The following is a 3,410-nucleotide window of genomic DNA, read 5'->3' as shown; positions in this document are numbered from 1 at the left end:
CGGGTATTCAGCGGAGTCCATTTTTCTGCGGAGTGGGCACGACCTCATGGCAGTTCAGGAAGATATATCAATGAGATAGCGTCGCCGGCTTGTTGCCGGACTGCGCATAACAATTGGTGTTCTGCTTCTGCTTGTCCATCACCGACACAGCGAAGGAGGACATCATGTGGACGAGCTACTTTCCAAACCCCGGCACGTCGAATTTTATCCATCAGACGCCTGCCGAACCTTATCTGGATGGCTTCGTTGCAGCATTGATTGGCACGGGCTATAGGCCGGGCACAATTCAACGATATCTACGTTCGGCGGCGCACTTGAGCTACTGGCAACGGGGGCGTGGGCGATCATTGGCCGATCTTGAGAAGGCCGACATCGACGAGTTTAAGGAACACTTGTGTGCCTGTAAGTGCGAACGGTTCAAGCGTGTAAACGACTATGATCTGCGCGGAGCACGCGCATTTTTGCGACATCTCCATGGGGCGAGCGTCATCCCCGCAGTGGAGCAAGTCGTGACTCGATCGACGATGCCACCGCTGTTCTTGCAGTTTTGCGAATGGATGCGTCGGCATCACGGAATGCGGGACACGACTCTCGAGACTTATCGGCGGACTATTGTTGATGTTTTGCAAACACTCGGCAGCAATCCCCGGGATTTTTCGATTGCCGACCTGCGCGCCTTCGTTCTCGATCGGGCGAGCCGGCACGGAAGGTCGCAAGCCAGAGTGGTGATCACAGCGCTACGCGCGTTTATCCGCTTTCTCATCGCCCAGGGTCAGTGCCAGGTTGGCCTGGACGTTGCAATTCCAACCATTGGTGGTTGGCGCCTTTCGGCGCTCCCACGTTACCTGCCTGCAGCGGATGTCGAACGCGTGTTAGGCGCGTGCGACCCGGCAACCGTCACCGGAGCCCGCGACCGCGCCATCCTTCTGCTATTGGCGCGCCTGGGGCTGCGTGCGAGCGATATCTATGCCCTGCGTCTGGGAGACATCGATTGGGCGGAGGCGACTGTCCAGGTCCTGGGGAAGTCGCGCCGTATGGTTCAACTACCGCTACCTCAGCAGGTCGGGGATGCAATCGCCCATTACCTGGCAACGGCGCGCCCAGTGGTGAAATCGGATTGCCTGTTTCTGCGGGTAGCCGCGCCGGTAGGTCCCTTTGTAAAGAACAGCTCGGCCGTCTCCGATATTGTTGAACGCGCTATCCACCGCGCCGGTGTCTGCGCTCCGACCCATGGGGCACATCTGCTGCGCCATTCTGCAGCCACAGCACTGTTGGCTGATGGAGCTTCTCTGGAAAGCATCGCCGTCCTGTTGCGCCACCGTTCTCTCGATACCACGGCCCATTACGCGAAGGTCGACGTGAAGTTGCTACGCGAGCTGGCGCAACCGTGGCCGGAGGTTTCGCCATGCTAACCCCAGCCATCGACGCCTATCTGGCCATACGGCGCTCGGCAGGCTTCGGATTGCGGGTCACCGAAGGCTTCCTGCGCAACTACGCTCGCTTCGCCACCGCACGCGGCGAGACTCACGTACGCGAACAGACTGCGCTTGAATGGGCTGCTTTGGCTCCGTCGGCCTCTCAACGCGCTCGCCGTCTCGAGGCGATAAGAATTTTTGCTCGCCACGCACAGGCCGAGGACACGCAGCAAGAAGTCCCACGCCAGAACGTATTTCCGCGTCAGCGATTACTGTATCGCCCTTTCATCTTCACGGAAGTCCAAATCCGTCAGCTTTTGGAGCAAGCTGCACGCTTGCCACCCTCCGACTCCTCGCGGCCGTGGACCTATTGCACGCTATTTTCCTTGCTGGCGGTGACGGGGCTGCGGATTTCGGAGGCGCTGGCGCTGCGCTTCGAGGATATCACCGCCGACGGGCTGGTGATACGTACAACCAAATTCCACAAGAGCCGTCTGGTACCGCTTCATCCGAGCGCGCAGGCAGGGCTGGAGCGCTATCTGGAGCGCCGCCGACAACTCGGCGGAGGGGACGACCACGTCTTCATCTCGATGCGCCGGCGTGGCCTTTGCTATTCAGCCGTGCAGGAAACATTTCGGACTCTGGTGCGTGAGATAGGACTGCAGCCGGATCCCGGCCGACCTGACCCGCGACCTCGAATCCATGACCTTCGACACAGTTGGACCGTTAGAGCACTGGAGAACTGCCCGCCTGGTTACGACTACGTCCGCCAGCATGTACTCGCGGTGTCTACCTATCTCGGCCATGGGAAACTCGCCGGCACTTTTGTCTATCTGCATACCACTCCACAGTTGCTCAGCGACATCGCAAATCAGTGTGAGGACTTCTTCACAGGAGCCACCTCATGACGCCACTTGCCACCCATGTCAGCGTCTTCCTGCGCGAGCGTCTTCCCTTGGAGCGTCGGGCCAGCGAGCGTACCTGCGATACTTACGCATTGGCCTTGCGCCTGTTCTTCGAGTTCGCCGCCAGGCAACTGAAGGTCAGACCTTCGGCGCTGGGATTGGAACAGCTTGATGCACCGCTGGTCCTCGATTTCCTAACCCATCTGGAAACCGAGCGTGCCAACAGTCCCGCTACTCGCAATGTTCGCCTGGCTGCTATTCGCACTTTTATGCGATTCATCGAGTACCGAGAACCGTCAGCCTTCGAGCAGATCCGACGCATTCGAGCGATCCCCATGAAACGTGCCGACACGCGCCTGGTCGATTATCTCAACCGCGACGAAATGCAAGCCTTGCTCGATGCGCCGTCGCCGAACACCCGTGACGGTATTCGTGATCGCGCCATGCTGTACGTCGCCTACTCAGCGGGGTTACGCGTCTCCGAGTTAGTTGGTTTGCGTCTGGAGAACTTGGATTTTAATCCTCGGCTCAGCATTCACGTTATCGGCAAAGGCCGGCGCGAACGCGCCTTGCCCTTGTGGCGAGAAACGGCGACCGCGTTGCGCGCCTGGTTGGCGCTGCGGCCTACGGGTCAAGCGACGGAGGTCTTTCTCAATGCACGCGGAGCCGCGATGACTCGCTCCGGGTTCGAGTACATCCTGGACAAACATGTCCAAACGGCGGCACAGCGTTGTCCAGGTCTCTCGACGAAGCGCGTATCTCCCCATTGCCTCCGACATTCATGTGCCATTTCCATCCTGCAGTCGACCGGCGACATCCGCAAAGTCGCGTTGTGGCTGGGTCACGCCAGTACCCAAACGACGGAGATGTATCTGCGGGCCGATACAACGACACTGCTCGAAACCATGAACTCCACTGTCCCGCCGACCCTCCGTAAGGGACACTTTCGCCCACCCGATCAACTCATTGAACTCCTGAGGACAGGGTAGGCGCACGCAATATTATGCGGAGTGGAAGGCATGATGCCGACAGGGATTTCCTTGCTTACGCCATCCCACTCCGCAGAAAAATGGACTCCGCTGAATACCCG

At 59.2% G+C, this 3,410-nt stretch carries 3 protein-coding genes; all 3 read left to right on the top strand.

The features are described 5' to 3' along the window. The first annotated feature begins 164 nt into the window (after positions 1 to 164). From F6X37_RS35395 to F6X37_RS35385, 3 genes are read left to right on the top strand one after another with little or no spacing between them, the layout of a single operon-like run. Positions 165 to 1,412: a tyrosine-type recombinase/integrase gene (locus F6X37_RS35395; RefSeq protein WP_187614625.1), complete on the top strand. Its 1,248-nt coding sequence runs from the start codon at positions 165 to 167 to the stop codon at positions 1,410 to 1,412. Then, positions 1,406 to 2,323: a tyrosine-type recombinase/integrase gene (locus F6X37_RS35390; protein WP_187614624.1), complete on the top strand. Its 918-nt coding sequence runs from the start codon at positions 1,406 to 1,408 to the stop codon at positions 2,321 to 2,323. Before F6X37_RS35395 ends, F6X37_RS35390 begins: the two co-directional genes overlap by 7 nt. Then, on the top strand, positions 2,320 to 3,309 hold the full coding sequence (locus tag F6X37_RS35385) for a tyrosine-type recombinase/integrase (RefSeq protein ID WP_187614623.1): 990 nt from the start codon (positions 2,320 to 2,322) through the stop codon (positions 3,307 to 3,309). The genes F6X37_RS35390 and F6X37_RS35385 overlap by 4 nt, the downstream gene beginning before the upstream one ends. Positions 3,310 to 3,410: the final 101 nt, after the last annotated feature.

Source organism: Paraburkholderia sp. 31.1 (genome assembly GCF_014397645.1).
GTDB classification, from domain to species: domain Bacteria; phylum Pseudomonadota; class Gammaproteobacteria; order Burkholderiales; family Burkholderiaceae; genus Paraburkholderia; species Paraburkholderia tuberum.
The sequence above is the reverse complement of the archived record's forward strand: the minus strand, read 5'-3'. Positions and strand labels throughout refer to the sequence as shown.

What these genes read in the sequence shown, in the direction of transcription:
- F6X37_RS35390 (WP_187614624.1), top strand. Translation starts at nt 1,406, where the DNA reads ATGCTAACCCCAGCCATCGACGCCTATCTGGCCATACGGCGCTCGGCA.
- F6X37_RS35395 (WP_187614625.1), top strand. Translation starts at nt 165, where the DNA reads ATGTGGACGAGCTACTTTCCAAACCCCGGCACGTCGAATTTTATCCAT.
- F6X37_RS35385 (WP_187614623.1), top strand. Translation starts at nt 2,320, where the DNA reads ATGACGCCACTTGCCACCCATGTCAGCGTCTTCCTGCGCGAGCGTCTT.